We start from the raw sequence: 25,713 nt of genomic DNA, 5'->3' as shown, positions 1-25,713 counted from the left end.
GACCTCAGCGCCGCCATCCTTCTTGATCAGAACTCCACCCCGGCTTGCGCCTTTACCCCGCTGCGGAAGGGGTGCTTGACCATCTGCATGTCGGTGACGAGGTCCGCCGCCTCGATCAGGGCGTCCGGGGCGTTGCGGCCGGTGATGACGACGTGGGTGTCGGCCGGGCGGCCAGCCAGGACCTCCAGCACCTCCTCGACCGGCAGGTAGTCGTAGCGCAAGGCGATGTTCAGCTCGTCGCAGACGACCATCTTCCATTCCGGGTCCATGATGCGGGCCTGGGCGGCCTCCCACGCGCGGCGGACGTTGGCGATGTCGGCGGCGCGGTCCTGGGTGTCCCAGGTGAAGCCCTCGCCCATCGGCCGCATCTCGACCAGATCGGGGAAGCTGTCGAACAGGGTCTGTTCGCCCGTCTCCATCGCCCCCTTGATGAACTGGATGATGGAGGTCTTCATCCCGTGACCGATCATGCGGCAGACCATGCCCATGGCCGCCGTCGACTTGCCCTTGCCCGTGCCGGTGTGGACGATGACCAGGCCGCGCTCGACCGTCTTGAACTGCATCATCCGGGCGCGGGCGGCCTGGATGCGCTTCATCTTCTCGGCGTGGCGGGCGTTCAGTTCGGCGTCGTGCGGATCGTTCATCGGCGTCTGGCTCCTTCAGAGGTCACGTTCAGTTCGAAGGGGGCGCCCCAGTCGGTCTCGGCGCCCCGGCCGATGGCCTCGACGGCGCGGACCATGGCGCCGCCGCGATCCAGCAGGCGGTCGGCCAGCGCGATGATCAGGGGGTTGGGCGTGGCCGTCGGCGCGGCGTCTCGCAGACGCGCGGCCCACGCGGCCTCGCACCCCGGCGCGGTGCGGGCGCAGGCGATGACATAGGCCGCCGCCGTCGAGCGGCTGACCCCCGCCCAGCAATGGATCAGCAGGGGCCGCGCGCCGGTCCAGCCTTCCGCAAAGGCCAGCAGGGCCTCGACGTGTTCCATCGAAGGCGCGACCAGACCCTCGTGCGGGACGGCGATGTCGTTGAAGCGCAGGTCCAGCCGATGCTCGGCGTCAAAGGCCGCTTCAGCCCCCGGCGAGGCCAGCGTCACCAGATGCGACGGCTGATGATCGGCCAGCAGTTGCTCGACCTGCGGCAGGGGCGAGACGATCAGCCTCATGCCGCCAGCAACCCGGCGACGGCCAGCAGGAAACCGACCTCGAACATCTGTTCGACCGCGCCCAGCACGTCGCCGGTGCGCCCGCCGATCAGCCGCTGCGCCTGCCATGCCGGGACAGCGCCGACGACCAGCCCTGCCGCCACGCCGACCAAGCCCGCCATGACCGACAGCAGGACCAGCGGCCACAGGGCGATCAGAATGGCGACCGCCAGTCCTGCCACCGAGGCGCGGTCCGGCCTGCCCTCCTTGGCCATGCCGGGGTCGCCGCCATAGGGCATCAGCGCCATCGCCCCGACCGCCGCAGCCCGGCCCAGGCCATGTGACGCGACCAGCGCCGCAGCCGCCATCCACGGCGACACAGCGACCAGCATCGCCAGCGCCGCGACCCGCAGCGCCAGCGTGAGCCCCAGCGTCAGCGCGCCGTATGAGCCGAGGCGGCTGTCCTTCATGATCTCCAGCCGCCGCGCCCGCGTCTGGCCGCCGCCCAGACCGTCGGCCGTGTCGGCCAGTCCGTCCTCGTGGAAGCCGCCGGTCATCGCCACGCCCGCCGCCACGGCCAGCAGGGCCGCGATCCACGGGCTCCACACCTGCGCCGCGCCATACAGGATCGCCGCCGCGATCAGCCCCACCACCTGCCCGACCAGCGGGAACCAGCGCGCGCTCTGCTGGATCCACTCGGGCTGGAAATCGCGCAGCGGCGGCGTCGGCAGGCGCGTCAGGAACTGCAGGGCGCAGACGAACAGCCGCGCCTCGCGCCCGATCATCGCGCGGCCTCCAATATGTCCTTCAGCTCGGCCACGTCGGACAGCAGGGCGCAGGCCGCCTTCAGCAACGGCACGGCCAGCAGCGCGCCCGTCCCCTCGCCCAACCGCATATCGAGGCCCAGCAGGGGTTCCGCCTCCACCGCCTCCAGCATCCGGCGATGCCCCGCCTCGGCCGAGGCGTGGGCGAAGATGCAGTAGTCGCGCGCATTCGGCGCCAGCCGGATCGCCAGCAGGGCCGCCGCCGAGCCGATAAAGCCGTCGACGATGACCGGCACGCCCGCCTTCGCCGCGCCCAGCAGGGCCCCGGCCATCATGGCGATTTCGAAGCCGCCGAACTGGGTCAGCGCGTCCAGCGGCGCCGTCGCGTCCGAGCGGGCGGCGGCCTGGGCCAACACAGCCTGTTTGCGCGCCATGCCCTCGGGCGAATGCCCCGCCCCCTGCCCCACGCAGTCAGCCAGAGGCGCAGGCGCCAGCCGGTGCATCAGCAGGGCGGCCGAGGCGCTGTTGCCTATGCCCATTTCGCCCAGCGCGATCACGTCAGCCCCGTCGTCGATGGCGGCCCGCGCCATGGCGGCGCCTTCCAGCAGGGCGGGCTCAGCCTGATCGCGCGTCATGGCCGGTTCGACCGAGGCGTCCTTCGTGCCCGGCGCGACCTTGGCGTGGATCAGGCCCGCGCGGTCCGACAGGTCGGCGGCGACGCCCGCGTCGATCACCTGCACCTGCGCGCCGACGACCTTGGCGAAGGCGTTGGCGCTGGCGCGGCCCATCAGCAGGGTGTCGACCATGGCCACGGTCACGCCCGCCGGATAGGCCGCCACGCCTGAGCGCGTCAGCCCATGATCTCCGGCGAAGACCAGCAGCACCGGCTTGGTCACGGTCGGACGCAGAGTCTGCTGGATCAGGCCCAGCGTTAGGGCCAGATCCTCGATCCGGCCGAGGGCGCCGACCGGCTTGGCCTTGCCGTCCAGCGCCTGCCGCAGAGACTCGCGCAGTCCCTGATCCACGGGCTGCACGGAAAGAAGGTCGGTCAATTCGGTCATGCCAGTCCTGCGATCCGGGCCAGCGCCGGAATGTCGAAATGGGTTTCCAGAACGGCGGCGATGCGGTCCAGCGCCTGATCCACCCGCGCGCCCTGATCCACGCCGTCGGATGCGGCCCCGACCTCCGCCAGCAAAGCCGCCCGCGCCTCGGCCCGATCGAACAGGCCGTGGACGTAAAGGCCCGTAATCCGCCCGTCGCCAGAGCGCGCGCCGTGCGCCGTCCCGTCGATCATGGCGACCGGACGCGCCGTATCCGGGCCGTCGGTGCGGCCGATGTGAATCTCATAGCCCTCGACCGCCGCGCCCGAGGGCGTCAGCCGTCCCTCGACGTGGCGCAGGGTCTTGGCCCCCGCCAGCACCGTCTCGACATCCAGCAGGCCCAGCCCCGGCGCCGATCCCGCCACGCCCTCGACGCCGTCAGGATCGCTGATCGTGCGGCCCAGCACCTGATAGCCGCCGCACACGCCCAGCACGCGCCCGTCGCGCCGCACATGGGCGGCGATGTCCACGTCCCAGCCCTGCGCGCGCAGGAAGGCCAGATCGGCCAGCGTCGCCTTGGTCCCCGGCAGGATGATCAGGTCCGCATCCCCCGGCAGGGCTTGCCCCGGCGGCACGAAGCCGAAGTCCACGCCCGGCTCATGCCGCAACGGATCGAAGTCGTCGAAGTTGGCGATGCGTGACAGCATGGGGACGGCGATCCGCACCTTTCCGCCACGCTGCCCGCCCGACCGCTCCAGCACCACGGCGTCCTCGGCCGGAAGCGCGCGTGCGTCCGCCAGCCACGGCGCCATGCCCAGATCCGCCCAGCCCGTGCGCCGCGTGATCTCGGCCCGGCCCTGATCGAACAGGGCCGGATCGCCGCGAAACTTGTTGATGATGAAGCCCCGGATCATCGCCCGGTCCTCGTCGTCCAGCACCGCATGGGCGCCGACCAGAGAGGCGATCACATGGCCCCGGTCGATGTCGCCGACCAGCACCACCGGCACGTTCGCCGCGCGGGCGAAACCCATGTTGGCGATGTCCCCGGCGCGCAGGTTGGTCTCGGCCGGACTGCCCGCGCCCTCGACGATCACCAAATCCGCCTCGGCCTGAAGACGGCGGAAGCTGTCCAGCACCACGTCCAGCAGGGCGGCCTTTCGGTCCTGATAGCCGGCCGCCTGCCACACGCCCTCGACCTGACCGCGCACTACCAGTTGAGCGCCGGTGTCGCTCTGCGGCTTCAGCAGGACGGGGTTCATGTCGACGGTCGCCGGGGTGCGGCAGGCCAGCGCCTGAAGCGCCTGGGCGCGGCCGATCTCGCCGGTGCGGCCAGCTTGATCGGGCGCGGTGACGGCGGCGTTGTTGGACATGTTCTGCGGCTTGAACGGCCGCACCGTGAGGCCGCGATTGGCGAAGACGCGGCAGAGGCCCGCGACCAGCACCGACTTGCCCACATCCGAGCCGCAGCCCTGGATCATCAGCGCGGCCATGCGAAGCCCCCTGCAATCAGCAGCATCAGCAACAGGGCGCAAGCGACGCCATAGACCTTCAGCCCTCGCTTCAGGTCGTGGGCGGACGGCTGCGCCCAGTCGCCGAAGACAGGTCGGTCGGTCATGACGCCGTCATAGCGGACCGGCCCGCCCAGTCGAACCCGCAGCGCGCCCGCCATGGCCGCCTCAGGCCACCCGGCGTTGGGCGAAGCGTGCTTACCCGCGTCACGCCACATGATGCGCCAGCCCTGGCCGCCCGCCAGCGCGATCAAGACGCCCGCGATGCGCGCCGGTATCCAGTTCATCACATCGTCGGTGCGCGCCGCCGCCCAGCCGAAGGCCCGCCAGCGCGGCTCCATATGGCCGATCATGCTGTCGGCGGTGTTGATCGCCTTATAGACGAACAGGCCCGGCAGGCCGCCGATCACGAACCAGAAGACCGGCGCGACCACGCCGTCGCAGAAGCTCTCGGCCAGGCTTTCCAGGGCAGCCGTCGCGACCTCGTTCTCGTCCATCGTCTCGACGTCGCGGCCGACGATCATGCCCACCGCCAGACGTGCGGCGGCCAGGTCGCCCGCCTTCAGCGGCCGGGCCACGGCGCGGACGTGGTCGAACAGGCTGCGCGCCGCCAGCCCCGTCGCGCCGCAGACCAGCAGCAGCGCCACCCCCGGCCAGAAGGGCGCGGCGGCGGCCAGCGCCTGTACGCCCCAGCCTACGCCGCCCGCGACCATCATCAGGATCATCACGACGGCGACGCCGAGGATGCGGCGCGTCCGTTCCGACCGCTCAGCCCCGTTCCACTGTCTTTCCAGCACCGCGATCAGGCCGCCGATCCACGCGACCGGGTGCGATAGGCGACGCGGCCAGCCGACGACGCCCTCGACCAGCAGGGCCCCCGCGACGATCCAGGGCGTGGGCAGGCTGCTAACGGGCACGGCCGACCATCTCCAGCACCGGGCCGCGCGCGCCGTCCAGGGTGCGCGCCTCGACGCCGTACGCCGCCTTCAGCACCTCGGGCGACAGGGCCTCGGCCGGGGCGGCGTCGGCCAGCACCCGCCCCTCGGCCAGCACGATCACCCGATCCGCCACGCGCAGGGCGGCGTCGAGGTCGTGCAGGGTCAGGACCACGCCCCGCCCCTCTTCATCCGCCAGACGCCTGAACAGGTCGCAGGCGTCCAGCACATGGCCCGGATCGAGGCCCGCCAGCGGCTCGTCCGCCAGCAGCCATTGCGGTTCTCCGGCCAGGGCGCGGGCGATCATGACGCGCGCCCGCTCGCCGCCCGACAGGGTCGAGACGATGCGGTCAGCGAAGCCTTCCACCCCCGCCACGGCCATGGCGCGGGCCACAGCGGCGCGGTCGTCCGCCCCCAAGCCCCAGGCGCCGACGTAGGGGGTGCGGCCCAGGCCGACGAAGGTCCGCCCCTCGACCGCCCAGGCGATCTCGGCGTTCTGGGGCAGGTAGGCGATGCGCCGTGATCGAGTGCGCGCAGGCAGGTCGCGCAACGCTCGGCCGTCCAGCGTCACTCGGCCCGCGTCGGGTGTCCGCAGGGCCGCCAGACAGTCCAGCAGCGTCGACTTGCCCGCCCCGTTCGGTCCGACGACCGCCGTCACCAGCCCCGGCGCGAAGGCCGCGTCGACGCCGTTCAGCACCGCCTTGTCGCCCAGTCGGACGGACAGGTTCTCCACGCTCAGGATGCTCATGCCAGCTTCCTTCTCATGCTGATCAGCAGGGCCAGGAAGAAGGGGCCGCCCAGGGCCGCCATGGCCACGCCCAGCTTGATCTCGGTCGAGGCGGGCGTCAGCCGCACCAGAATGTCCGCCGCCAGCGTCAACGCCGCGCCGCCCAGGGCCGAGGGCAGCAGCAGGCCGCTGGGCCGGGCGCCGATCAGGGGCCGCAGCAGATGCGGCACGATCAGGCCGACGAAGCCGATCGACCCCGTCACCGCCACCGCCGAGCCGACCGCCAGCGCCGCGCCCAGCGCCAGCATCATGCGCCCGGCATCCAGCCGCACGCCCAGCGATCGCGCCCCGGCCTCGCCCAGGGTCAGGGCGTCCAGCGTCTTTCCTTGCGTCAACAGCAGCAGGCACCCCAGGATCATGCCCGGCGCCGCCAGCCTCAGCTCGACCACGCTGCGGTCGGCCAGCGACCCCATCAGCCAGTTGACGATCTCGTTCACCGCCCAGGGGTTGGGCGCCAGGTTCAGCGCTAGGGCCACGCCCGCCCCCGCCATGGTCTGGATCACCACCCCGGCCAGGATGAAGGTGACGACGCTGCTGGTCGCCCCCGCCAAGGCCAGCAGCAGCAACACGCCGATCCCCGCCCCGATCATGGCCGCGACCGGCAGCACCCACGGCGCGCTGGCCGCCGCGCCCAGATAGAAGGTCAGCACCGCCCCCAGCGCCGCCATGGTCGAGACGCCCAGGATCGCCGGATCGGCCAGGGGGTTGCGGGTGTAGCCCTGCAACGCCGCCCCGGTCAGGCCCAGCACCGCCCCGACCATCAGGGCCAGCACCGTGCGCGGCAGGCGCAGCTCGAACAATATGGCCCAGGCGGGATCGCCGCGCTGGCTCGCCCAGTCGCTCAAGGGGATCCAGACGCGGCCCGCGCTCATGCTGGCGACGGACAGGGCGACGATCAGGAGCAGAAGCCCGATCATCACCACGGGACGCGGCAGGGTCATGTCAGGGCCTCCAGCGCCGTGCGGCGCGCACGAGCCAGGGCGGCGGCGGTCTGGATCAGCACCGGGCCGCCGCAATAGAGCAGCTTCTCTTCCAGTTGCGCCTGCACCATCCGACCGGACAGGGACTTCAGCGCCGGATGACGCATCACCCGGTCGGCCCAGGTGCGCGAGCCGCGGACCGGCACGCCGCTGAGCAGCACCTGCGGCGGGTCGGCCAGCAGGCGCTCGACCGGCACGTTTCCCCATTTGCCCAGACCGTATCGCCCGGCGACATTCTCGAACCCGGCGCGGGTCATCATCTCGTCCATCAGGGTGCCGCGCCCGGCGGCGAAACCGTTGGGCTGATAGATCAGGGCCGTCAGCCGCGCCGATCCGGGCGGCGGGGCGGCGGCGGCGATGGCGGCCTCGATGCGGGCGATCAGGGCCTGGCCCCGCGCCGGACGACCGACCAGGCGAGCGACCTCGCGCACCTGGTCCAGGCTGGCGGCCACGCTGTCGGGCACAGAGAACAGTTCAGTCTGAATGTTCATGCGGCCCAGCGCATTGCGCGTCGCCAGGGCGCTGTGGCGACTGGTCAGCACCAGATCGGGGCGCAAGGCGATGACCTCCTCCGCCGTCTCCCAGGTGAAGGGCAGGGTCTTGGCCACTTCGGAAATGGTCGAGCCGACCGGCTCACGCGCATAGTGGCTGAGGGCAACGATCTGCCTCCGGTCGGCGACGTGGACCAGAATGGCGTCGAGGCAGGCGTTCAGCGACACCACGCGACGCGGGGCGGCGTCGGCCGCAACCGGCCCGGCGACCAGCATCGCACCCGCACTCGCCAACGCCTGTCGCCGGGTCGCCCTCATCCGAAGGCCTCCAGCGCGCGTTGCAGTCGAGGGAAGTCGCGCTCGGCCGGAACGCCGAAGCGCAGGGCGTCGGGCGTGTGGTCGAACGGCCGGGTCAGGATGCCCGCCCGGCACAGGTGCTGGAACCAGCGCGCGGCGTGGGGCGTGCGCGTCATGCGGAACAGGCTGGTCCCGCCGATGATCTGAAACCCCGCCCGCGCCAGCAGGTCGTCCAGCCGGTCGGCCCGCTCGGCCAAGGCCGCCTCGGTCCGGCGCCGCCAGGCCTCGTCGGCGTAGGCGCCCAGCCCCAGCGCCAGGGCGTCGGCGCTGACCGGCCAGTCGCCCTGAAGCGCGCGCAATCGCCGGATCAGCTCGGGCGCCGCCAGCATGAAGCCCAGCCGCACCCCGGCCAGGCCATAGAATTTGCCGAAGGAGCGCAGGACGATCAGCCCCGGCTCGGCCCGGTCCGACACGCTGTCTCCGGGCGCGCATTCGATGAAGGACTCGTCCGCCACCAGCCAGCGCCCCGCCTTGGAGCGCGCCCGCGCCATGGCGATCAGATCGGCCCGCCGGATCAGGCGGCCGTCGGGATTGTTCGGATTGACGACGACCAGCACGCCCGCCTGCGAGGCCGCCGCCTGATCAGGCGCGATCAGGCGCGTCGCCACGCCCGCCGCCCGCCAGGCCTCGGCATGGGCGCCGTAAGTCGGGCCGACGACCTCGACCGCCCGCACGCCCAGCAGCAGGGGCAGCAGACGGATCGCCGCCTCGGCCCCCGCGACCGCCGCCGTCCGCTCGGGCGCAGCGCCGAAGGCGGCTGCGGCGACGGCCTCCAGCGCCGCCAGGGCGGCGGGATCAGGCAGGCGGTTCAGCGCCTCCTCCGACGCGCGCGGTCCCCGCCACGGCTGGGGATTGATCCCCGTGGACAGGTCCAGCCAGGGCTGCGGCGCGTCGGGATAGGCGGCGGCGGCCTTCATCAGGCCGCCGCCGTGCCGGGTCGCCGTCGTCAGGAACGCGGCGTCCTTCATCACATCAGAACCGGACGCGAACGCCGCCGAACACGCCCTGGCCCGGCGCGCCGTAGTTCAGGACCGTCTGATAGTCCTCGTCGAAGGCGTTCTCGATCCGACCGTAGACTTCGAGGTTGTCGTTGATCGGGTAGGAGGCGCGCAGATCGACCAGGGTGTAGGCGCCGACCTTCACCGTGTTCGTGTCGTTGTTGAACGTCTCGCCGACGTAACGCACGGCCACGCCGGTCTTCAGACCGAAGGCGAAGGCGTAGTCGGCGGCGAAGTTCGCCATATGCTCGGGACGGCGCGTCAGACGCTTGCCGTCCGTGGCGCCCGAGGCGCTCTTGGCGTCGGTCCAGGTATAGTTGGCGCTGACGTTCAGGCGCTCCGTCACATCCACGCGGCCGACCAGTTCGACGCCTTGCGCCTCGGTCTTCTGGACGTTGCGGTAATAGCCCCAGCGGCCCGCGCCGTTGACGGTGCACAGCGGGTCCGTCGAGGGCGTCGAGCAGCCGTTGTAGCGGATCTCATTGTCCGCCTGGCGATTGAAGTAGGTCGCCGAGACGACAGCACGGTCGAACAGGCGCTGCTCGACGCCGATCTCCCAGCTGTCGAACTCTTCGGGCTGAAGCGTCAGGTTGCCGTACTCGCTGTACAGCTCATACAGGCCCGGCGCGCGGAAGCCCTGGCCCCAGCTGGCGCGCACCACCGTATCGCCCTCGTTCAGGGCCCAGGCCGCCGCGACCTGGCCCAGCAGGTTGTCGCCATACTGGGCGTGGTCGTCATAGCGCAGGCCGCCGGTCAGGGTCAGGCCGTCCAGCACCGTCCACTGCAACTGGCCATAGGCGCTGTTCAGCTCGGCCTCGCCCCGACCGAAGGCCGGGTTCGGATCCCAGTCGCCGGGCGAGCGGGTCTTCATCTCCGACTTTTCGTGCTCCAGGCCGAAGGTCGCGTTCAGCGCCTCGGTGAAGGCGAAGGCGCCCTGATATTCCCAGCGGCGGTTCTGGCCCTCGGCGTCGAAGGTCAGGGTCTGGACCGTGTTGTCCGGGTTGAAGTTGCGGCGATCCGTATCGGTGTGCGCGTAGCCGATGCGGTTGCGGAACCGGCCGTCCAGCAGGTCGAAGTTCAGGCCGGCGTAGGCGACCAGTTCCTGGGTCTTGCCGTATTCGCGACTGTCGCCGTTGAAGGCGTCGAAGTCGTTGCGGCCGCTGGACCAGACCGAGCGCAGGTCCAGGGACACCGCGTCCGTCACCTTGACGTTCAGGCGGCCCGACAGGCCAGTGTTGGTGTAGCCGTCGTCTTCCTTGCCGGCGGCGAAGGCCGAGAAGCCGTCGGTGTCATAACGGCTGGCCGCCAGACGCCAGCTCAGGCGCTCATTAGCGCCGCCGACGCCGCCGCGGAAATAGGTCGTGCCGCGCGCGCCGGCCTCGGCGTCAAGGCTGCCTTGCAGGGCTTCGGTGGGCTCGGCCGTGACGATATTGACCACGCCGCCGATGGCCTGGCTGCCCCACAGGGTCGACTGGGCGCCGCGCAGCACCTCGATGCGCGCCGTGTCGCCGATCAGCAGGTTGCCGAAGTTGAAACCGCCCTGCGTCGAGGACGGGTCATTCAACTTGACCCCGTCGATCAGGACGACGGTGTGCTGGCTCTCGGCGCCGCGGATGTTGACGCCCGTGGACGTGCCGACGCCGCCGTTGCGGGTAAAGCTGACGCCCGGCGTCTGGGCCAGCAACTCGACCACGGCCGGGGTCTGGCGCGCCTCGATGGCGGCCTGGGTCAGGACGGTGACCGAGGCGCCGACGCGCTCGATCGGCTGGGCCGAGCGGTTGGCGGTGACGACCACGTCCTCGACGGCGGTGGCGCCGGCGCGGCCCGCCACGTCAGGAGCGGCGGCCTGTTGATCGACGGTTTCGACGGCGAAGGCGGGCGCGGCGGCCAGAAGGCTGGCGGCGGCCAGGGTAGCGAATGCGGTCCGGTTCATTCCGGGTCTCCATATGACGACGCCGCGCCGGACCGCCCGTCGCCCGGATGAGCGAAAGCGGCCGCTGACGCGGCTGGTTTACGACTGTCGTCACACGAGTTGCCTCGACCGCCCGGCACATCCCGACCGCGCGGAGAACGACGGCGACAGGCAGGTCTCCTGGCTCGCGGATCAAGGCCGGTGCGCGTCGCCTTCCCAGTAGTCGTTCAGGCCGTGGCCTTCCGGACCGCCAGTGGCGTATGACGCGCGGGCTAGCCGCTTACAGTTGCGGGAACAGCCGGAGTTTCACACTCCGTTCCCTTTCAATCCCCTTTCGGGGAACCTGACGCGACCGTGGCAGTAGGACCGCGCGCGGTTCAGGTCAACCGGAGAGACGACGCATGACCCTGACGCTGGTTCTCGGCGGCGCCCGTTCCGGCAAGAGCGGCTACGCCCAACGACAGGCCGAGAGGGCCGCCGAGGCGGCGGGCCGCCCGCCCGTCTTCATCGCCACCGCCGAGGCCTTCGACGACGAGATGCGCGACCGCATCGTCCGCCATCAGGCCGAACGCGGCCAGGGCTGGCGTCAGGTCGAGGCGCCGCTGGATCTGGCCGAGGCCGTGCGCGCCCTATCGGCCGAGGATGTGGCGGTGGTCGACTGCCTGACCCTGTGGCTCAGCAATCAGATGCTGGCCGAGCGCGACCTAGCCGCCGCCTTCGACGACCTGGCCCAGGCCCTGGCCGCCTGCCCCGCCACGCTGTGGGTCGTCAGCAATGAGGTCGGCTGGTCCCTGGTCCCCGACAATCCGCTGGGCCGACGCTTTCGCGACGAGGCCGGCCGCCTGAACCAGCGCATCGCCGCCGTCGCCGACGCCGCCTGTCTGATCGTGGCCGGGATGCGTCTGCCGCTGGAGCGGATCTAGCCTCTAAAGAGCGAAGTCCAGCCGGCCGGCCCAGCGCCGCGTCAGCTCGGGCCAGGCGTCCGCCGGTCGGCCGGCGATCAGGCGCGTTCCGAAACCATGACCGCCTTCCTGGAACAGGTGGGCTTCGGTCCTGACATCGGCCGCCTTCAGGCTTGAAAGAAGCATGAGGCTGTTCTCGACCGGCACCGAGGCGTCGTCCATCGCATGGATCAGGCAGACCGGCGCGGCGCCCGACCAGTCCATCTGCTCGAGCGAATAGGCCGCGATCGCCTCGGCGCTGGGCGCGGCGCCGAGCAGGTGGGCGCGGGACCCCGCGTGGACGTAGGGGTCCGTCATGGTCGCGACGGGGTAGAGCAACACCGTCAGATCCGGCCGCAGGGACGCCGTATCGGCGCCGTCGGTCGAGGCGTAGGCGGCGTCCGTCCGGGCGCTGGCCAGTCCCGCCAGATGGCCGCCGGCTGAGGCGCCCAGCACCGCCACGCGATCCGGCCGCACGTCGAACTCCGCCGCGCGGCTGCGGATCAGCCGGATCGCCCGCTGCACGTCCTGCAGGGGGGCGTCCGGTCCCGCCGCCCAACCGTCAGCCGGCAGCCGATAGCGCAGCACGAAACAGGTCGTCCCGCTGGCGGCGAAGACGCGGGCCACGTCGAAGCCCTCCTTGTCCAACACCGACCAGCGATAGCCGCCGCCCGGAATCAGGAGCATGGCCGAACCGTTCGGCCGGGCGGGCCGCACCACCGTCATCAGGGGATCGGTCGTGTACTGGGCGTAGCGGTCGCGATAGCTCGGGTCCGTCGACCGCTCCGGCACGATGGGAACCACGCGCACGCCTTCACCGCCCGGCGCGCCGGCGGGCCACAGGCGGACCGTCTCGGTCGGGTCGGGGGGCGCAACAGCCTGATTGCGCGCCAGGACGACGCCCGGCGCGGCGAACGCGCCGCCGGCGGCGGCTCCAACCCTCAACAGGGCGCGGCGATGGATGTTCATGAAACCCTCCCGGTGGAATTGAAGAGGGGCGCCCGCCCCCTCAGACGAGCGCCCCTCTCGGCGTCGGGTCCTTAGACCTTGGCCGGTTCGTATCTGGGCGAGATGATGTGGACCACCAGCAAGGCCACCAGATAGGCCGAGGCCGCCACCACGAAGATCGGGGTGTAGGTGCCCAGCTTGTCCAGCACGAAGCCGGCGTACTTGGCCATGATCATGCCGCCGATGCCGCCCAGCATCCCGCCGATTCCGACGACCGAGCCCACCGCTCCACGCGGGAAGACGTCGCCGGGGAAGGCGTAGAGGTTGGCCGAGAAGCCCTGGTGAGCCGCCGTGGCCAGACCGATGATCAGCACCGCGATCCACAGGTTGGAGGCGAACGCCGCAAAGGCGACCGGGACGGCGCACAGGGCGCAGATCAGCATGGTCAGCTTGCGGGCCTTGTTCAGGTTCATGCCGCGATTCATGAAGCGTCCCGACAGCCAGCCGCCGCCGACCGAGCCGACGTCGGACAGCAGGTAGATGGCGACGATCGGCGGGCCGAAGGTCTTCAGATCCAGCCCGTAGGTCTTGCCCAGGAAGTCGGGCAGCCAGAACAGGAACATCCACCAGATGGGATCGATCAGGAACTTGCCCGCGGCGTAGGCCCAGGTTTCCTTGACCGTCAGCAGCTTCTTCCAGCCGATCTTCTCGACATGGTCGGCGGGGTCCTGCTCGATCCACTCCAGTTCGGCCGTCGACAGCTTTTTCACTTCACGCGGACGGCGATAGACGATCAGCCAGATCGGCAGCCAGATCAGGCCCAGCAGGCCGGTGATGACGAAGGCCATCTGCCAGCCGAAGCTGAGCACCAGAACCGGGACGAGCAACGGCGTGACGATGGCGCCGATATTGGTGCCTGCGTTGAACAGGCCGGTGGCGAAGGCGCGTTCCTTCTTGGGGAACCACTCGGCCACGGCCTTGATGCCGCCGGGAAAGCCGCCGGCCTCGCCGACGCCCAGGATCATGCGGGCCATGATGAAGTGCGACAGGTCGCGGGCCGCGCCGTGCATCATGTGGCCGATCTGCCAGATGAAGAAGGCGACCCCCAGGCCCCAGCGCGCGCCGATCTTGTCCATGACCCGACCGAAGATCAGGTAGAAGACGGCGTAGGACGCCTGGAACCAGAAAACGATGTCGGCGTAATCCGTCTCGGACCAGCCCAACTCGGTCGACAGGGTCGGCTTCAGGAAGCCGATCATCTGACGGTCGACGTAGTTGATCACCATGGCGGCGAACAACAGCCACATGACGATCCAGCGGTATTTGCCGGCCGGAGGGGCCGTCACGCGGATCGGCCCTCCCTTTTCGGCGGTCTGCGAAGCCTCGGTCATCGAAGGCGTCCTCTTCCGTTTGTTTCCTCAGCGCGTCCCGTCTTCTGCAACCCTCTGCGGACGGGTGGGCGCCTGATTTCCTGTGTCAGCCGATCGGTCAGCCTCTCGGATCGTGTTGCGGGCGGGCCTTCACCATGCGGCAGCGAACCTCGCCGGCGCCGGCGAAACGGCAGACCGATTCATCGCCGATGTCCACGCGGTGGACGCCCGTGACCGCGCCTGTCGAGATCAGAGTCCCCGCCGTCAACGGCCGTCCGCGGCGCGCGCCGTGCTCCAGCAGGAAGCGGACCGATTCCAGCGCGCCCCCGGCCAGCGAAGCCGAGCCGCCCCGGCCCACGCTCTGGCCGTTGATCAGGGTCTCGACCTCAATGGTCTCCATCCGCGCGCGCCAGTCGGTCAGTTCGGGACCAATCACCAGTCCGCCGTTGTTGCCGAAGTCCGACGCCACCACGGCCGAGCCCAGGTCGTTGATGCTGGACAGCGGGCTGCCGGCCAGCTCCACCCCGATGAAGACGGCGTCGATCTGATCGGCCGCGTCCGCCAGCGTCCAGTCCGTGCGGTTCGGATCGACGTCGGCGCCGATGCGGGCGATGAACTCGGCCTCTACGGCGGCGAAACCGCCTTCGATGGCCGGCAGGTCCGTCGGCTGCCCGCCTGCGGTCCAGACGTTGGCCGCAAAGATGGCGCCCGCCACCCGGTGCGCGCCCAGCACGGCCTGTTGCGCCGGCGGGACGCCGCCGACCTTCCAGCCGACGACCTGGTCCGGGAACAGGGCGATCGCCTGATCCTGAATGGCGTAGGACCGGCTCAGGGCGTCAGGCGTCGCCCCCGGATAATCCGGCAGGGCTCGCGCCGCCAGCCGATGGTCCACGAAAGCCTGCGCTACGGCCAGGTCGGCGGCCGGGTCCGTCGCCGCCGTCACAGGCCGCGCTCCGAAGATAGAATCTGATGGATCAATGTGACGCCCCGATTGAAAGCTCCGGATAATGGCGGCTCATGGAAACCGGTGTCAATCATTCATCGCCAATGAACCGTGGCGTCTGACGCCCGGCGCGGCTATGGCTGGTCCAGGAACCAGGAAAGGGGGACGCCTTTGTCAGAACGGGATTCGCAACCGGCGAAATCCGGCAAGCGCGCCACCATCAATGACGTCGCCCGCGTGGCGCAGGTCTCCAAGAAGACCGTGTCGCGCGTCATCAACCAGTCTCCGTTCGTGCGCGAGGAAACCCGCGCCCGCGTTCAAGAGGCGATCGACGAACTGGGCTTCGTGCCCGATCCGCAGGCGCGCGGCCTGGCCTTCCGCCGGTCCTTCCTGGTCGGGATGATCTATGATCAGCCCAGCCCTACCTATGTGGTCAACATGCAGCAGGGCATCCTGGACGCCCTGAAGGGATCGGGCCTGGAACTGGTGGTGCATCCGTGCAGCCGCACCTCCCCCACCCTGCTGAAGGACATTCGCGGCTTCGTCGAACGCCAGCGGCTGTTCGGCGTCATCATGCCGCCCTCGGTGTCCGAGGACGAGACGGTGATTGAACTGCTGCGCGAGCTGGACACCCCCTATGTCCGCATCGCCTCGATCGCCCTGGACCAGCCCCAGAACATGGTGGTGACCAACGACTGGATCGGCGCCGCCGAGGCCGCCCGGCACCTGGTGGATCTGGGCCATCGGCGCATCGCCCTGGTGCGCGGTCTGGCCTCCTTCCGCTCATCGGTCGTGCGCGGCCAGGGCTTCATCGACGCCTTGAAGGAACGCGGCGTGGAACTGCCGCCCGCCTATGACATCCAGGGCGCCTACACCTTCGATTCGGGACGCGAGGCCGCCCACGCCCTGCTGTCCCTGCCGGAACCGCCCACCGCCATCTTCACCCTGAACGACGACATGGCCCTGGGCGTCATGCAGGCCGCGCGCGAACGGGGGCTAGAGTTGCCGCGCGACCTGTCGGTGGTAGGGTATGACGACCTGCCGATGGCGGCGCATATCTGGCCCAATCTGACCTCGGTGCGCCTGCCGATCCGCGACATGGGTCGGATGGCGGCGGAAAAACTGCTGGCGCCCATGCGCGGCGTCGATCCCGCCAGGCTGCAGCAACCGGAAATCCGCCCTTCCCTCGTGGTGCGTCGCTCCGCCATCCAGGTCTAGGCCGTCCGCCTGCGCGCAGCCGACGCGCCCGCGACAAAAGGCCTCCTCTTGCCCAAAGCACTGACACCGGTTACCAAACTGGACACGACATAGGCGGATCATCCCGCCGATGAATGATTCCGGCCTGCGGAATCCTGGAGGAACAAGGTGTACGACAAGGTTTATCACGCGACCCATCCGGACATGATGGAGGGCGCCTCCAACGAACAGCTGCGCGACCGCTATCTGGTCGGCGGCCTGTTCCAGGCGGGCCGGATCAGCCTGAACTATTCGCACAACGAGCGCATGATCATCGGCGGCGCCATGCCGACCGACGCGGTGCTGAGCCTGCCGACCCATTCCGAGCCGCCGTCGCTGGCCGGCCAGCCCTTCCTGGTCGCGCGCGAACTGGGCGTGGTCAACATCGGCGGCGCAGGCACGGTGACCGTCGACGGCGAGACCCTGGACCTGGATTTCCGTGACGGCCTCTACATTCCGATGGGCGCCGCCGACGTCTCCTTCACCTCGAAGGACGCCGCCAATCCGGCCAAATACTACCTGATCTCGACCCCGGCCCACACGCGCTACGACCTGGCCAAGATCTCGATCGCCGAGGCTGTGCCGCTGGAGATGGGTTCGCTCGAGACCTCGAACGAACGCACCATCTATCAGTACATCGTCCCCGCCAAGGTGAAGTCCTGCCAGCTGCTGCTGGGCGTGACCGTGCTGAAGCCCGGCTCGGTGTGGAACACCATGCCGCCGCACCTGCACGATCGTCGTTCGGAGGCCTATCTCTACTTCGGCCTGGGCGAAGACGACCGCGTCTTCCACTTCATGGGCGAGCCGGACAAGGCGCGTCACATCATCATGGCCGACGGCGAGGCCGTCATCAGCCCGCCGTGGTCGATCCACATGGGCGCCGGCACGTCGAACTACACCTTCATCTGGGGCATGGGCGGTGAGAACCTCGACTACACCGACATGAACAAGCTCGACATCTGTCAGCTGAAGTAAGGGGAACCAGGGCATGGCTGATCCTTTCGATCTGACGGGCAAGGTCGCCCTGGTGACCGGCGGCAACACCGGCCTGGGTCAGGGCATCGCCCTGGCCCTGGCTGCGGCCGGGGCGGACGTCGCCTCGGTCGCCCGCCGGGCGTCAGACGACACCATGGGCAAGGTCCTGGCCAAGGGCCGCAAGGCCGTCTCCATCCAGGCCGATCTGACCTCCATGGAGCCGATCGAGCGGATTCTGGACGAGACCGAGGCCGCGCTCGGCCCGGTGGACATCCTGGTGAACAACGCCGGCATCATCCGCCGCGCCGACGCCGTGGATTTCACCGAGCAGGACTGGGACGACGTGATGAACGTCAACCTCAAGGTCCTCTTCTTCCTCAGCCAGGCGGCGGTGAAGCGGATGATCGCGGGCGACCGTCCGGGCAAGATCATCAACACCGCCTCCATGCTGTCCTATCAGGGCGGCATACGGGTCCCGTCCTACACCGCGTCGAAATCCGGCGTGGCGGGGCTGACCAAGCTGATGGCCAATGAGTGGGCCAAGCATGGGATCAACGCCAACGCCATCGCACCGGGCTATTTCGCCACGGACAACACCCAGGCGCTGCAGGACGACCCGGTGCGCTCCAAGGAGATCCTCGGGCGCATTCCGGCCGGCCGCTGGGGCGATCCGGCCGACCTGGGCGGCGCGGCCGTCTTCCTGGCCAGCCGCGCCAGCGACTATGTGCAGGGGATCACCCTGCCGGTCGACGGCGGCTGGCTGGCGCGCTGATCCCGCGCTAGCGTCCAGACCATGAGCGACGACCACCCAGCAGCCCCCGGGCCTCAAACCGCGAACGGCGGCAAGATTCTCTGCTTCGGCGAGATGTTGCTGCGGTTCAGCCCGAACCAGAACGAGCTGCTGCTTCAATCCCCCGCCCTGACCGTGCGTCCGGGCGGGGCCGAGGCCAATGTCGCCGTCGCCCTGGCTCGCTTCGGCGCGCCGGCGGCGATGGCGACCGTCCTGCCCGACAACGCCTTGGGACAGGCGGCGCGCGATGAAGTGCGTCGCTATGGCGTGGACGCCTCCCCCATCGTTTTCTCGCCTGGCCGCATGGGGCTTTACTTCCTGACGCCCGGCGCCGTGCGGCGACCGTCGGAAGTCCTCTATGACCGCGCCGGCTCCGCCTTCGTCGAACGCGTCGCCGACGCCTTCGACTGGGACGCCCTGCTGGACGGCTATGAATGGCTGCACGTCTCGGGCGTGACGCCGGCCACCGGCCCCAACGGCTCGCGCGCGGCCGTCGAACTGGTCGAAGCCGCCGTCCGCAAGGGCGTCCGCATCAGCTACGACGGCAATTTCCGCGGCAAGCTGTGGGAACAGTGGGACGGCGATCCCCCCGGAACCCTGGGCCGGATGCTGGCGGGGGCCGAGGTCGCCTTCGCCGATGATCGCGACTTCGCCCTGGTGCTCGGCCGCCGCTTCGATCACGCCGACCCCGGCGCGCGCCGTCGCATGGCCGCCGCCGCCGCATTTGAGGCCTTCCCGCGCCTGCAGCGAATCTCCTGCACCCTGCGCGTTCAGGAGAGCGTCGCGGATCAGGCCCTGTCCGCCGTCATGCTGACGCGCGGCGCGAACGGCGAGGTGATCGAAACCGCCGCCGAGGCCATCCACATGACCGGCGTGGTCGACCGGGTGGGCGGCGGCGACGCCTTCGCCTCCGGCGTGCTGTTCGGCCTGTGGAGCGGCTGGTCGGACCAGGAGGCGCTCGACTTCGGTCTGGCCGCCGCCGGTCTGAAACACTCGGTGCCCGGCGACTTCAACCTGTTCACCGCCGCCGAGGTTCGCGCGGCGATGGGCGACGGGGGCTTCGACATCCGCCGCTGACGGTTTCGTGAAACCGCGCGCCGTCACAGTCGCGCTCAAACACTAGGAAACCGGTGTCATTCGTGTTTAGCTTCGCCTGCAAGCAGCCGTCAGAGCTGCGAGGCGACGCATCCGAGGGAGACACCATGTCCGCAACGTCCATGAATCGCCGCGCCCTGCTGGCCGCCGGCGCCGCCGCGACCTTCACGGCCGCTTCCGCCCCCGCCCTGGCCAGGAGCATAACGCAGACGACGCCCGACCGCGCCGCCATCGTGGCGACGATGAAGCGGGCGACCCGGTTCATGACCGATGAGGCCGCCGTCGGAGGCGGCTATGTGTGGAATGTCCTGCCGGACTTCTCGCGCCGCTGGGGCGAACTGGAAGCCTCGCCGACGATGATCTGGGTCCAGCCGCCCGGCACCGCCACGGTCGGCCACGTATTCCTGGACGCCTATCACGCCACCGGCGACGAACAGTTCTATGAAGCCGCCAAGTCCGCCGCCGACGCCCTGATCCGCGGCCAGCATCCCGCGGGCGGCTGGAACTACGTCATCGACATGGCGGGCGAGGAGTCGCTCAAGCGCTGGTACGCCACTTACGGCAAGAACGCCTGGCGGATGGAGGAATTCCACCGCTACTACGGCAACGCCACCTTCGACGACGCGGGAACGGCCGAGGCTTCGCAACTGCTGTTGCGGATCTATCTGGAGAAGCGCGAGCGCAAGTACCGCGCGCCCCTGGACAAGGCGATCCAGTTCGTTCTCGACGCCCAGTATCCGAACGGCGGCTGGCCCCAGCGCTATCCCTTCGTCGAAAACGGCGGCCTGCACGGCCATGAGGACTACACCCCCTACATCACCTTCAACGACGATGTGGCGGGCGAGAACCTGGAGTTCCTGCTCTACGCCTATCACGGGCTGGCGACGAACGGCCGTGGCGACCCGCGGGTGCTGGACGCCATCCATCGCGGCATGGACATCTTCGTGAAGACCCAGCAGCCCCTGCCCCAGCCGGCCTGGGGTCTGCAGCACTTCCCCGACACGCTGAAGCCCGCGGGCGCCCGAACCATCGAGCCCCAGGCCTTCGCCACCCACGCCACGGGAACCAACATCAAGTCGATGATGGGCTTCTATCGTCTGACCGGCGAGCGCAAATACATCGCCCGCCTGCCCGAGGCCCTGGACTGGCTGGATCAGGTGAAGACGCCCCAGAACCTGATCGCGCCGGGGCGCACCCACCCGACCTTCATCCTCGAGGGATCGAACACGCCCGTCTACATCCACCGGCGCGGGTCGAACATCACCAACGGCCAGTATTACTACGACGACAACCCCAACAACCTGATCGTCCACTACGGCTCGTTCCGCAACGTCGACACCGCCGCCCTGCGCCGCGAGTACGAGACGCTGGCGTCCCAGACCCCGGACGAGGTCAGCCGCAACTCCCCGCTCAAGGCCCGTCCGGGCGCGCTGCAACTGCCGAAATACTTCACGCTTCAGGACGTGGACGTCTGGGACATGTCCACCGACGCCCGACGCCTGACCCGGCCTGCAGCGGACCGGGCGGGTCAGTTGGTGACGACGCTGAACGCGCGCGGCTACTGGCCCTCGCTCATGACCACGACCTCCAACCCCTACATCGGGGAGGCGCCGGCGGCGGTAACGGGCGGAGAGTATCAGACCACTCGCGTCGGCGACCTGTGGGATACCTCGCCCTACACCACCGACTACCCGGTCGAGTGCGTCTCGACCCAAGTCTTCATCCGCAACATGGGCGAACTGATCGAGGCGCTGGAGGGCTGAACTCAGCCTTGAGGCGGGCGCCTAGAGCGAAATCGGTTTAGTTGGACGCATGTCCAACTAAACTCAGATATTCGCTCCAGATAATTCTGGACCATTGTTCTGGGTTCCGTCGATTCCGACTGAACCGAAAATGGTCTAGAGATAGGCGCCCACCTGCCAGGGCACGAACTCATTATCGCCGATGCCCAGGGCCTCGGACTTCGACGGCTCGCCCGAGGCCACGGCCAGCATCCGCTCGAAGATGGCCTGCCCGACCGCCTCCATCGACGCGCCCGTCAGCACCGGCGAGGCGTCGATGTCCATGTCCTCATCCATCCAACTGGCCAGCCTGGCGTTGGAGGCGACCTTGATCGACGGCGCGGGCTTGGCCCCGAACACCGAGCCCCGTCCGGTCGTGAACACGATCAGATTGGCGCCCGAGGCGATCTGGCCCGTCGCCGAGCAAGGGTCGTAACCGGGGCTGTCCATGAAGCTCAGCCCCTTGGCGGCCAGCGGTTCGGCATAGCCGATCACGTCGTTCAGCGGCGTGGAGCCCGACTTGGCCACCGCCCCCAGCGACTTCTCCAGGATGGTGGTCAGACCGCCCTTCAGATTGCCGGGCGACGGATTGTTGTTCAGCTCCATCCCGTGCCTGTCGGCATAGGCGCGCCACCAGGCAAGGCGAGCGTTCAGCTTGTCCGCCACCCCTTGCGACGCCGCACGCCGCAGAAGCAGGTGTTCGGCGCCCCAGATCTCGGGCGTCTCCGACAGCATGGCCGAACCGCCGTGGGCGACGAGCAGATCCACCGCTGCGCCCAGCGCCGGATTGGCGGTCACGCCGGACCAGCCGTCCGAGCCTCCGCATTGCAGACCGACCGTCAGGTGCGAGGCCGACACCGGCTGACGCTCGACCTTGGCGGCCTCGGCCGCCAGTTCGCGAACGATCTCGATCCCCGCCTCGATGGCGCGGGCCGTGCCGCCGGCCTCCTGAATGGTCAGGGCGCGCAAGGTCGGCCCCGCCTCCAGCCCCTCATTGGCCAGCCAGGCCGGGATCTGGTTCGCCTCGCAGCCCAGGCCGACGATGAGGATTGAATGGAAGTTCGGATGCCGGGCGTAACCCGCCAGCGTCCGCTGCAGCAGGGTCACATCGCTCGACAGCGACGAGCCTCCGCAACCGCCTTGATGGGTGAAGGCGACGACGCCGTCCACGCCGTCGGGCAGGCTGGCGTCAGGGAAGGCGTCGGCGATGCGGCGCGCCACCGTGGCCGAGCAGTTCACGCTGGTCAGGACGCCGATGTAGTTGCGCGTGCCGACCCTGCCGTCCGGCCGCACGATGCCGTTGAAGGTCGCGCCGGACAGCGGCGCCGGGCGGCGGACGTCGGCGCCCACCTCGGCCTCGCGTCCGTCCTCGGCCATGGCGAGGTTGTGGACGTGGACATGGTCCCCGGCGGCGATGGCTTCGCGCGCTCGGCCGATGACCTGGCCATAACGGCGGACCAGGCCGCCCTCCTCCACCGCCCTCCGGGCGATCTTGTGGCCGGTGGCGACGGCGGCGCGCGCCGGCGTCTCCAGGCCCTCGGGCCTCTCGCCCGCAGCAATGTCGTCCAGGGCGATGGCGACGTCATCGGCGGGGTTCAGGATCAGGACCCGGCTCATCTTCTACTCCGTCACGCGGCGGGCGGCCTCGACCGCGCCATGCTCTCTCAACGCCAGGAAGGCGGCCGTCACCGCCTCGACGAAGCGCGGCTCCTCGGCCAGCGACGTCGGGAAGACCGCCGACAGGCCCAACAGGGCGCGGACCTGGGCTTCGTCGGTCTCGGACGCCTCGATCAGTTCGGCGGTTCGGGACGCCAGCGGGTCATCGACCACGACGGTCTCTCCCTGCTCCGTCACGCCTTCCTGCCAGCGCATCCAGGCGGCGACGCCCAGGGCCATGGCTTCGATCCCCTGATCCGCCGCCAGGCGCTCGGCGGCGCCGGCCAGCAGGCGCTGCGGCAGCTTCTGCGAACCGTCCATGGCGATCTGACGCGTGCGATGCATCAGGGCGGAGTTGGAGAACCGCGCCATCAGCTCGGCGCGATAGGCGGCCACGTCCAGGCCCGGCGGCGGGTTCAGCGTCGTCTGCGCCTCGTCCCACAGAGCTTCGACATAGGCGCGGAAGGCCGGAACGGCCACCGCCTCGTGAACGTGCTCATGACCCGACAGCGCGCCCAGATAGGCGACCGCCGAGTGGGCGCCGTTCAGCAGCCTTAGCTTGGCGTCCTCCCAGGGTTCGACCGCATCGGTCAGTTGCACGCCCAGGGCGGCGAAATCGGGCCGTTCGCCGGCGAAGCGGTCCTCGATCACCCATTGGGTGAAGGGCTCGGCCTTGACCATCCCCTGGTCCTCGACGCCGAGGCGGGCCGTCAGGCGAACCACGTCCTCGGCCGTCGTCGCCGGCACGATCCGGTCGATCATGGTCTGGGGGAAAGCGCCCTCGGCCGCGATCCACTCGGCGAGCGACGGATCCACCGCCCTGGCCATGGCCAGCACCCCGGCGCGGATCCGCCGTCCATTGTGCGGAAGGTTGTCGCAGGAAATCACCGTAAAGGGACCCAACCCCGCAGCGCGCCGGGCGCGCAGGGCGGCGACGATGAAACCGGGGGCCGTGCGCGGACGCTCGATGTCCGCGATGTCGGCCGCGACGTCCGGATCCTCGACCAGCAGTTCGCCGCTGGCCGGGTCCAGGCGATAGCCCTTCTCGGTCACCGTCAGGGTGACGATGTGGACATCGGCGTCGGCCATGGCCGCGACGAGCGCCGCAGGGTCTTCGGGCCCCACCATCACGCCGCGACAGGCGCCGATGACCCGCAGGTCCTCGCGTTCGCCGTCGCGCACGACCAGGGTGTAGAGACCGTCCTGCGGGTTCAGTTGATCGCCCACGCCGGGCGACCGCAGCGACGCGCCCAGCACGCCCCAGCGCAGGTCGCCGCTCTTGAGCGCATCGTCGAACACCACCGCCTGATGCGCCCGGTGGAAGGCGCCGACGCCCAGGTGCACGACGCCCGTCCTGGCCGCCGTGCGATCATAGCCGGGCCGTACGACGTCGTCCGGCAGGTCCGTCAGGGCCGCTTCATCGAGGCGGGTCACAGCTTGTAGGCCGCCTTGACCAGATCATAGGTCAGGGCGCGCGCCACCTCCTGGGCCTCGTCCTCCTCCATCCGATGCTCGACCACTAGGCGGGCCAGGAAGCCGCAGTCCATGCGACGGGCCACATCGTGCCGCGCCGGAATGGACAGGAAGGCGCGGGTGTCGTCGTTGAAGCCGACCGTGTTGTAGAAACCCGCCGTCTCGGTGACGTTCTCGCGGAAGCGGCGCATCCCCTCCGGGCTGTCGTGGAACCACCAGCTGGGGCCCAGCTTCAGCGCCGGATAATGGCCCGCCAGCGGCGCCAGTTCGCGCGCATAGACGCTCTCGTCCAGGGTGAACAGGATCAGGGTCAGCCGGTTGTCCGAGCCGAACCGGTCCAGCAGGGGCTTCAGCGCGCGCACATAGTCGGTCCGCGTGGGAATGTCCGCGCCCTTGTCGCGGCCGAAGCGCTCGAAGACGAAGCCGTTGTGATTGCGGAAGGAGCCGGGGTGCAGCTGCATCACCAGACCATCCTCGACCGACATGGCCGCCATCTCCGTCAGCATCTGGCCGCGGAACAGTTCAGCGTCCTCGGCGCTGGCCGGCGCGGTCGACACGCGCTTGAACAGGGCCTCGGCCTCGGCGCGAGACAGGTCGGCGGTGAAGGCGGTCGGGTGGCCGTGATCCGTCGAGGTGGCGCCCATCTCGATGAAGAAGGCGCGACGATCGCGCAGCGCCTGCAGGTAGCCGTCCCACGACAGGGTGTCCCGGCCCGTCTGTTCGGCCAGGACCTTCAGATTGTCGCGGAACCCTTCATAGTCCGGGTCCAGCACGGGGTCGGGACGATAGGCGGTCAGCACCCGCCCCTTCCAGCCCGAAGCATTGATCGCCTTGTGATGCTCGAGGGTGTCGAGCGGCGACTCGGTCGTGGTCAGCACCTCGATATTGTAGCGGTCGAACAGGGCGCGCGGCCGGAAGGCTTCGGTCTGCAGGGCCGCGTCGATGACGTCGTAATAGTGGTCCGCCGTCTCGGCCGACAGGCGCACGTCCAGGCCGAAGACTTCGGCATAGACCCAGTCGTGCCACATCCGCGAAGGCGTGCCGCGGAACAGGTGATAGTTCTCGGCGAACCGTCGCCAGATCTTGCGCGGGTCCGTCTCGACCGCCCCGCCGTCGGCGCGCGGAACGCCCAGATCCTCCATCGCCATGCCCTGGCTGTAGAGCATGCGGAAGACGTAGTGATCCGGCGTGATCAGCAGCTCGGCCGGATTGGCGAAGGTGGCGTTCCCCGCGAACCAGGACGGGTCGGTGTGGCCGTGCGGGCTGATGATCGGCAGCGCCTTGATCTCGGCGTACAGCCGCCTCGCGACGGCGCGGGTGTCGGGATCGGCCGGCAGAAGACGATCAGGATTCAAGCGAAGCGGTTGGGTCATCTGAAACTCGAAATCGGAACGGAAGCGAAGCGAATCGGGCGGAGAAGAAGGGAGTCGGCGACAGGCATGAAAACGCCCGCCTGGGCGGCGCTGACGATGTCTCCCTCAGGGGCCGGGGGACGTCAGGCGCCGGCTCCGGTTGTTGTTTCGCAGGGTTCAAACCTTAGCCGGAGGAGCGTTTCGCCATCATCTTGCCACAGGATAAAAAACGTGCGTAGCTCT

23 protein-coding genes and 1 riboswitch are annotated in these 25,713 nt (G+C 69.6%); of the genes, 6 read left to right on the top strand and 17 right to left on the bottom strand.

Going from position 1 to position 25,713, the window contains the following annotated elements; all coding sequences use genetic code 11:
* Positions 1–26: 26 nt before the first annotated feature.
* From cobO to AC52GN_RS02625, 11 genes are read right to left on the bottom strand one after another with little or no spacing between them, the layout of a single operon-like run.
* Positions 27–644 carry a cob(I)yrinic acid a,c-diamide adenosyltransferase gene (gene cobO, locus AC52GN_RS02675; RefSeq protein ID WP_496528090.1) on the bottom strand — a complete coding sequence of 206 codons (618 nt, stop codon included), beginning with the start codon at positions 642–644 and terminating at the stop codon, positions 27–29.
* Complete coding sequence (locus AC52GN_RS02670; RefSeq protein ID WP_496528089.1) at positions 641–1,159, bottom strand: tyrosine phosphatase family protein; 519 nt, start codon at positions 1,157–1,159, stop codon at positions 641–643. Before AC52GN_RS02670 ends, cobO begins: the two co-directional genes overlap by 4 nt.
* Entirely contained in the window at positions 1,156–1,923 is a 768-nt protein-coding gene (gene cobS, locus AC52GN_RS02665; RefSeq protein ID WP_496528088.1) for an adenosylcobinamide-GDP ribazoletransferase, read from the bottom strand. The genes AC52GN_RS02670 and cobS overlap by 4 nt, the downstream gene beginning before the upstream one ends.
* Complete coding sequence (gene cobT, locus AC52GN_RS02660) at positions 1,920–2,963, bottom strand: nicotinate-nucleotide--dimethylbenzimidazole phosphoribosyltransferase (RefSeq protein WP_496528087.1); 1,044 nt, start codon at positions 2,961–2,963, stop codon at positions 1,920–1,922. Before cobT ends, cobS begins: the two co-directional genes overlap by 4 nt.
* Positions 2,960–4,432, bottom strand: a complete 1,473-nt coding sequence (locus tag AC52GN_RS02655; RefSeq protein ID WP_496528086.1) for a cobyric acid synthase — start codon at positions 4,430–4,432, stop codon at positions 2,960–2,962. The genes cobT and AC52GN_RS02655 overlap by 4 nt, the downstream gene beginning before the upstream one ends.
* Positions 4,420–5,367, bottom strand: coding sequence for an adenosylcobinamide-phosphate synthase CbiB (gene cbiB, locus AC52GN_RS02650; RefSeq protein WP_496528085.1), 948 nt, complete (start codon positions 5,365–5,367; stop codon positions 4,420–4,422). The genes AC52GN_RS02655 and cbiB overlap by 13 nt, the downstream gene beginning before the upstream one ends.
* Positions 5,357–6,133, bottom strand: coding sequence for an ABC transporter ATP-binding protein (locus AC52GN_RS02645; RefSeq protein ID WP_496528084.1), 777 nt, complete (start codon positions 6,131–6,133; stop codon positions 5,357–5,359). Before AC52GN_RS02645 ends, cbiB begins: the two co-directional genes overlap by 11 nt.
* Positions 6,130–7,113 (bottom strand): FecCD family ABC transporter permease, encoded by a 984-nt coding sequence (locus tag AC52GN_RS02640; RefSeq protein WP_496528083.1) that lies wholly within the window; start codon positions 7,111–7,113, stop codon positions 6,130–6,132. Before AC52GN_RS02640 ends, AC52GN_RS02645 begins: the two co-directional genes overlap by 4 nt.
* On the bottom strand, positions 7,110–7,919 hold the full coding sequence (locus tag AC52GN_RS02635) for an ABC transporter substrate-binding protein (RefSeq protein ID WP_496528082.1): 810 nt from the start codon (positions 7,917–7,919) through the stop codon (positions 7,110–7,112). The genes AC52GN_RS02640 and AC52GN_RS02635 overlap by 4 nt, the downstream gene beginning before the upstream one ends.
* A gap of 38 nt (positions 7,920–7,957) precedes the next feature.
* Positions 7,958–8,968 carry a threonine-phosphate decarboxylase CobD gene (cobD, locus tag AC52GN_RS02630; protein WP_496528081.1) on the bottom strand — a complete coding sequence of 337 codons (1,011 nt, stop codon included), beginning with the start codon at positions 8,966–8,968 and terminating at the stop codon, positions 7,958–7,960.
* 4 nt (positions 8,969–8,972) lie between these two features.
* Positions 8,973–10,931: a TonB-dependent receptor plug domain-containing protein gene (locus AC52GN_RS02625; protein WP_496528080.1), complete on the bottom strand. Its 1,959-nt coding sequence runs from the start codon at positions 10,929–10,931 to the stop codon at positions 8,973–8,975.
* A gap of 132 nt (positions 10,932–11,063) precedes the next feature.
* Positions 11,064–11,272: riboswitch (cobalamin riboswitch) on the bottom strand.
* A 39-nt stretch (positions 11,273–11,311) separates the two neighbouring features.
* Here AC52GN_RS02625 and cobU point away from each other — a divergent pair.
* A complete protein-coding gene (cobU, locus tag AC52GN_RS02620) occupies positions 11,312–11,833 on the top strand; it encodes a bifunctional adenosylcobinamide kinase/adenosylcobinamide-phosphate guanylyltransferase (protein WP_496528079.1) in 522 nt (173 codons plus the stop codon).
* A gap of 3 nt (positions 11,834–11,836) precedes the next feature.
* On the opposite strand, the gene AC52GN_RS02615 is transcribed toward cobU, so the two are convergent.
* The 3 genes from AC52GN_RS02615 to AC52GN_RS02605 all read right to left on the bottom strand — a co-directional run bounded on the left by AC52GN_RS02615 (position 11,837) and on the right by AC52GN_RS02605 (position 15,112).
* On the bottom strand, positions 11,837–12,820 hold the full coding sequence (locus AC52GN_RS02615) for an alpha/beta hydrolase (protein WP_496528078.1): 984 nt from the start codon (positions 12,818–12,820) through the stop codon (positions 11,837–11,839).
* A 71-nt stretch (positions 12,821–12,891) separates the two neighbouring features.
* Positions 12,892–14,106, bottom strand: coding sequence for an MFS transporter (locus tag AC52GN_RS02610; protein ID WP_496528841.1), 1,215 nt, complete (start codon positions 14,104–14,106; stop codon positions 12,892–12,894).
* A 181-nt stretch (positions 14,107–14,287) separates the two neighbouring features.
* Complete coding sequence (locus tag AC52GN_RS02605) at positions 14,288–15,112, bottom strand: 2-keto-4-pentenoate hydratase (RefSeq protein ID WP_343828644.1); 825 nt, start codon at positions 15,110–15,112, stop codon at positions 14,288–14,290.
* A 171-nt stretch (positions 15,113–15,283) separates the two neighbouring features.
* Between AC52GN_RS02605 and AC52GN_RS02600 the strand changes: the two genes are divergently transcribed.
* From AC52GN_RS02600 to AC52GN_RS02580, 5 genes are all read left to right on the top strand, one after another.
* Positions 15,284–16,330, top strand: coding sequence for a LacI family DNA-binding transcriptional regulator (locus AC52GN_RS02600; RefSeq protein ID WP_496528077.1), 1,047 nt, complete (start codon positions 15,284–15,286; stop codon positions 16,328–16,330).
* 147 nt (positions 16,331–16,477) lie between these two features.
* Positions 16,478–17,323 carry a 5-dehydro-4-deoxy-D-glucuronate isomerase gene (gene kduI, locus AC52GN_RS02595; RefSeq protein WP_496528076.1) on the top strand — a complete coding sequence of 282 codons (846 nt, stop codon included), beginning with the start codon at positions 16,478–16,480 and terminating at the stop codon, positions 17,321–17,323.
* A 13-nt stretch (positions 17,324–17,336) separates the two neighbouring features.
* A complete protein-coding gene (gene kduD, locus AC52GN_RS02590) occupies positions 17,337–18,095 on the top strand; it encodes a 2-dehydro-3-deoxy-D-gluconate 5-dehydrogenase KduD (RefSeq protein ID WP_496528075.1) in 759 nt (252 codons plus the stop codon).
* 21 nt (positions 18,096–18,116) lie between these two features.
* A complete protein-coding gene (locus AC52GN_RS02585; protein WP_496528074.1) occupies positions 18,117–19,190 on the top strand; it encodes a PfkB family carbohydrate kinase in 1,074 nt (357 codons plus the stop codon).
* A gap of 125 nt (positions 19,191–19,315) precedes the next feature.
* Positions 19,316–20,971 (top strand): pectate lyase, encoded by a 1,656-nt coding sequence (locus AC52GN_RS02580; RefSeq protein ID WP_291776953.1) that lies wholly within the window; start codon positions 19,316–19,318, stop codon positions 20,969–20,971.
* Positions 20,972–21,106: 135 nt separating this feature from the next.
* Here AC52GN_RS02580 and AC52GN_RS02575 read toward each other — a convergent pair whose 3' ends face one another.
* Genes AC52GN_RS02575 through uxaC form a run of 3 tightly spaced genes read right to left on the bottom strand, consistent with a single transcriptional unit; the run spans position 21,107 to position 25,491 of the window.
* Positions 21,107–22,606 (bottom strand): UxaA family hydrolase, encoded by a 1,500-nt coding sequence (locus AC52GN_RS02575; protein ID WP_496528073.1) that lies wholly within the window; start codon positions 22,604–22,606, stop codon positions 21,107–21,109.
* Positions 22,607–22,609: 3 nt separating this feature from the next.
* On the bottom strand, positions 22,610–24,079 hold the full coding sequence (locus tag AC52GN_RS02570; RefSeq protein ID WP_496528072.1) for a mannitol dehydrogenase family protein: 1,470 nt from the start codon (positions 24,077–24,079) through the stop codon (positions 22,610–22,612).
* Positions 24,076–25,491 carry a glucuronate isomerase gene (uxaC, locus tag AC52GN_RS02565; protein ID WP_496528071.1) on the bottom strand — a complete coding sequence of 472 codons (1,416 nt, stop codon included), beginning with the start codon at positions 25,489–25,491 and terminating at the stop codon, positions 24,076–24,078. The genes AC52GN_RS02570 and uxaC overlap by 4 nt, the downstream gene beginning before the upstream one ends.
* Positions 25,492–25,713: the final 222 nt, after the last annotated feature.

It is taken from the genome of Brevundimonas sp. SS2672 (assembly GCF_059579685.1).
The sequence above is the reverse complement of the archived record's forward strand: the minus strand, read 5'-3'. Positions and strand labels throughout refer to the sequence as shown.